The organism is Rhizobium beringeri (assembly GCF_004306515.1).
GTDB classification, from domain to species: Bacteria; Pseudomonadota; Alphaproteobacteria; order Rhizobiales; family Rhizobiaceae; genus Rhizobium; species Rhizobium beringeri.
The window spans coordinates 1-3,375 of record NZ_SILG01000012.1 but is presented as its reverse complement, the minus strand read 5'-3'; the positions used below and the strand labels follow the sequence as shown (position 1 = coordinate 3,375).

1 protein-coding gene and 2 pseudogenes are annotated in these 3,375 nt (G+C 58.7%); all 3 read right to left on the bottom strand.

Translation table 11 applies throughout. The features are described 5' to 3' along the window. Window positions 1-116 precede the first annotated feature (116 nt). The 3 genes and pseudogenes from ELH03_RS37150 to ELH03_RS37140 all read right to left on the bottom strand — a co-directional run bounded on the left by ELH03_RS37150 (window position 117) and on the right by ELH03_RS37140 (window position 3,251). A pseudogene (locus tag ELH03_RS37150) lies at window positions 117-1,119 on the bottom strand (tyrosine-type recombinase/integrase). Continuing rightward, window positions 1,116-2,013: pseudogene (locus tag ELH03_RS37145) on the bottom strand (tyrosine-type recombinase/integrase). The pseudogenes ELH03_RS37150 and ELH03_RS37145 overlap by 4 nt, the downstream one beginning before the upstream one ends. After that, on the bottom strand, window positions 2,010-3,251 hold the full coding sequence (locus ELH03_RS37140) for a site-specific integrase (RefSeq protein ID WP_027664907.1): 1,242 nt from the start codon (window positions 3,249-3,251) through the stop codon (window positions 2,010-2,012). Before ELH03_RS37140 ends, ELH03_RS37145 begins: the two are co-directional and overlap by 4 nt. Window positions 3,252-3,375: the final 124 nt, after the last annotated feature.

Sequence of the window (3,375 nt, the reverse complement as noted above, 5' to 3'; positions counted from 1 at the left end):
GTTTATGCCGACCGTCGAACTATGCCGAGTGTCTCTTCTATTGTTTGCAGCAAACCGTGCGTTCCCGGCCCGTTCGGCGGGTCGCTGTTGTTTGGCACTCGGCATAGTTCTCATGCTCAGAGGGCGTTCAGGAATTCCAGAAGCCGGTCGCTTGGTCGAAATCGCTCGGCCTTGGCGCGTTCGTACGGCTTCAGCTTTGCGAGTGCAGATTCCTTCAGTTCGAGATGTGCATGAAGATAGGTCAACGTCGTTTCCATCGCTTCGTGGCCCAACCACAGGGCAATTACGGAGCAGTCGACGCCCGCCTGCAGCAACTCCATGGCAGCAGAGTGCCGCAAGACATGGGGCGAGACCCGCTTTGAGCGAAGGGAGATGCAGTGCTCACGTGCTTTGGCGACATATTTGTTCAGCAGCGCCTGCACGCCGTCCGCGCTGAGCCTGCCACCGTGCATATTCGGAAAGAGAGCCGTTGCGCCCCCGCTTCCCTGGCTCCCTGAGCCACCGCTGGAGGGCTTGCTGTGCAACCTTCGTGAGCGGCGTACTTCGCTCTTTGCGGCCCTTGCCGACGCATTGCACATGCGCACCGCGGCCGAGCACTACCGAGTCTCGGTCGAGGTCGATGATCTCCGAGACCCGCAGCCCCGTTTGCGCGGCCAGCAATAGCAGAGTGTAATCGCGGCGTCCCAGCCACGTGTTTCGATCCGTACAGTCCAGGATCGCTTCAATCTCGGGCCTGGTTAGGAACTGAAGCTGCCGCTTGTCGCATCGCTTGCTGGGGATCGCGAGCACACGCTGAATGTGGGCGCTGTGTGCCGGCTCCTCAAACGCCGCATATCGGAAGAAAGAGCGGATGGCTGTGAGGCGGAGATTCCGGGTCCGCACCGAGGCGGATCTCTGCGTCTCAAGATCCTCCAGGAATGCGCCGATGAAAGGAGCGTCCAAATCCCGCAGCGTCAACTGGGATGGGGATCTCCCAATGCGCGTCTGTGCGAAAGCAAACAGGAGCCTGAAGGTGTCGCGATAGGAGGCGATGGTATTGGAACTTACACCTCGATGCTTCATAAGCCGATCCGTAAACCACCGCTCGATTAGCACGGGCAGGTCGTTCGTGTGTCTCATGACCGGACCTCCCAACGCTTATCCAATCGCCGTACGGCATGGTTCATCAGTTCCGGCGTGGCCGACAGATACCAATAGGTGTCGCGAACATTGGCATGGCCGAGGAAGGTTGAGAGAACGGGCAGCTCGCGTTCCACACAGGGTCTGGACGGCGAAACGGTGACGAAGATCATGAATCCGTGGGCCATCTCGATTCCCCTCCTGTCGTAATCCGATTTGCCGGGATAGTCGCCAGAACACGCGATGCACGTATTGATGCAGCAATCTGCCGCCTTGTTCGGCGACGAAGAAATAGGGACTGCGCGGCGTACCAAGGTGTGCATCGCGTCGGGCGGCGTAGCCCGAAAGGACAGCAATTGTCGTGGCATGCAGCGGGACCAGCCGTGACTTGCCAAACTTTGTCTCTCGGATGGTGAGGACGCCCTGGTCGAGATCGACATCGGCCCGGAGCAGGCTGAGCGCTTCGGAATGGCGCAGTCCGGCCACTGCTATCAGCCCGAACAGGCAGTGATATGTCCAGCGCCGCAGAGCGTTGGCCGGCGGCAACGACAGTGCCGCCGCCAAAAGTGTCTGAATCTCGATCTCGCTATAGATGTAGGGCTTTGTCCGCCGTGCCGGTGCTACAGCGTCGCTTGGTAGCACTTCTGTCAAAGGATCGAAATAACTGAGGTGCTGTGCAAAGCAGCGCACATCAGACAGGCGGATGGACCAGCTTGGCTGCCGGCCCATCGAGGTGACCCACTCCATTGCCAGATCATTCGTGATGGTCTCGGCGCCGCGGGATTCCATGAAAGCGACGAACTCCGACAATCGTTTTGCCGGACCGTCATATTTGTATCCCAGCCCTTGGCGCATGCCGATGTAGCGCTCAAACGCGGTGCCAAGCCGGCTCATTGGACACCTCCCGGCCAGGGTAGGCTCAGTTCACGCAGCTTATCAATATCGAGCTTGGCATAGATTCTTGTACTGTCGATGCTTCGATGGCGGAGCAGTTGGCCGATCTCAGCAAAGCTGGCGCCCGATCGCAAAAGGTCAGTCGCAAGGCTGTGGCGGAAAAGATGGGCGCCGTGATGCGCATAGCCTTCAATGTCGGCCTGTTCGAGTGCTTGCTTAGCGATCCACGTGATGGCGCTGCCAGATGTAAAACCCACGTGCGGGGCGAGTGTTCGTAGGAAAAGTCGTCGACATGCCGAGGCTGGACGCCCATGTCGGATATAAGCGACGAGTGCTGTTCCGACGTCGTGACGCAGCGGCATAGTCGCTTGGCGTCGTCCCTTTCCGTGTACGAGGATCGTGCCCGACTGCCAGTCGATATCGTCAAGATTGAGGTTGGAAACTTCGCTGGCGCGCAAACCGAGCTTGGCGAGGATCATCAGAACCGCGTAGTCCCGACGACCCATTGCCGTCGTCCGATCACAGGCATCGAGAACCTTCTGGACTTTCTCGGGCGGGAGAAATGTTGGAAGGCCGGCAAGTCGCCAGCGGCGGATGGACGGCACACAGCCAGCGAGCGGCATCGAGATGAAACCCTTCAGATGCAAATAGCGCAGGAAGGCACGCACAACCCCGCACATGGCTTTGCCACTGTCGGCGGAACCATCGAGCGCATGTCGCTCGACATAACCGATCACGGTCTGCGGGGTGAGCGCTGCAAACCCGTCTACGCCTAAAGGGCACACCTCCCGGAGAAATCGAAGCGACAGAAGCTTGTGGCTCCCCATAGTCGCGGCGGCGAGCCCTCTCTCAGTCGAGAGATATTGCCCGAATACATCGACGATCTTCTCGTGCTCACTGCGCAGAATCGGAAGTGCGGCTGGTATTAAGCCTTTCTCCCGTAACGCCAAAAGCAAGCGGCGGAGTGCCGATCGATCGCCCGAGTCGGGCTTCCAGTGCTTGAAACGATGCTCAAGAAAGCGGTCGACGTGAACCTCGCTTAAATCCTGCGGAGCATGTCCATTGCCAACATGCCAGTCCATCAGATCCCGAAACAGGCTCAGCGAGCGCCACGTGCAATGCCGACCCAAACCTTCGTTCGACATTTTGGCGGCGTAAACGCCCGCAAACTCCCGATACGGACCATAGACCAGCTTCCGGTATAGGGCGCTGCGATTCAAATAGTCAGTTGCGTTCATGTGTCCTCTCCTTCGCGTCAACTGCGACGGAGAGACCCTAAACTATGCCGACTAGCTGCCCGCTATGATGCCGGAAACGTTGGCAAAAAGTTGATTAATCGGCATAGTTCGACGGTCGGCATAA

Bases quoted from the DNA above. Each gene is read 5' to 3' on its own strand.
- ELH03_RS37140 (WP_027664907.1), bottom strand. From the start codon at position 3,251: ATGAACGCAACTGACTATTTGAATCGCAGCGCCCTATACCGGAAGCTG.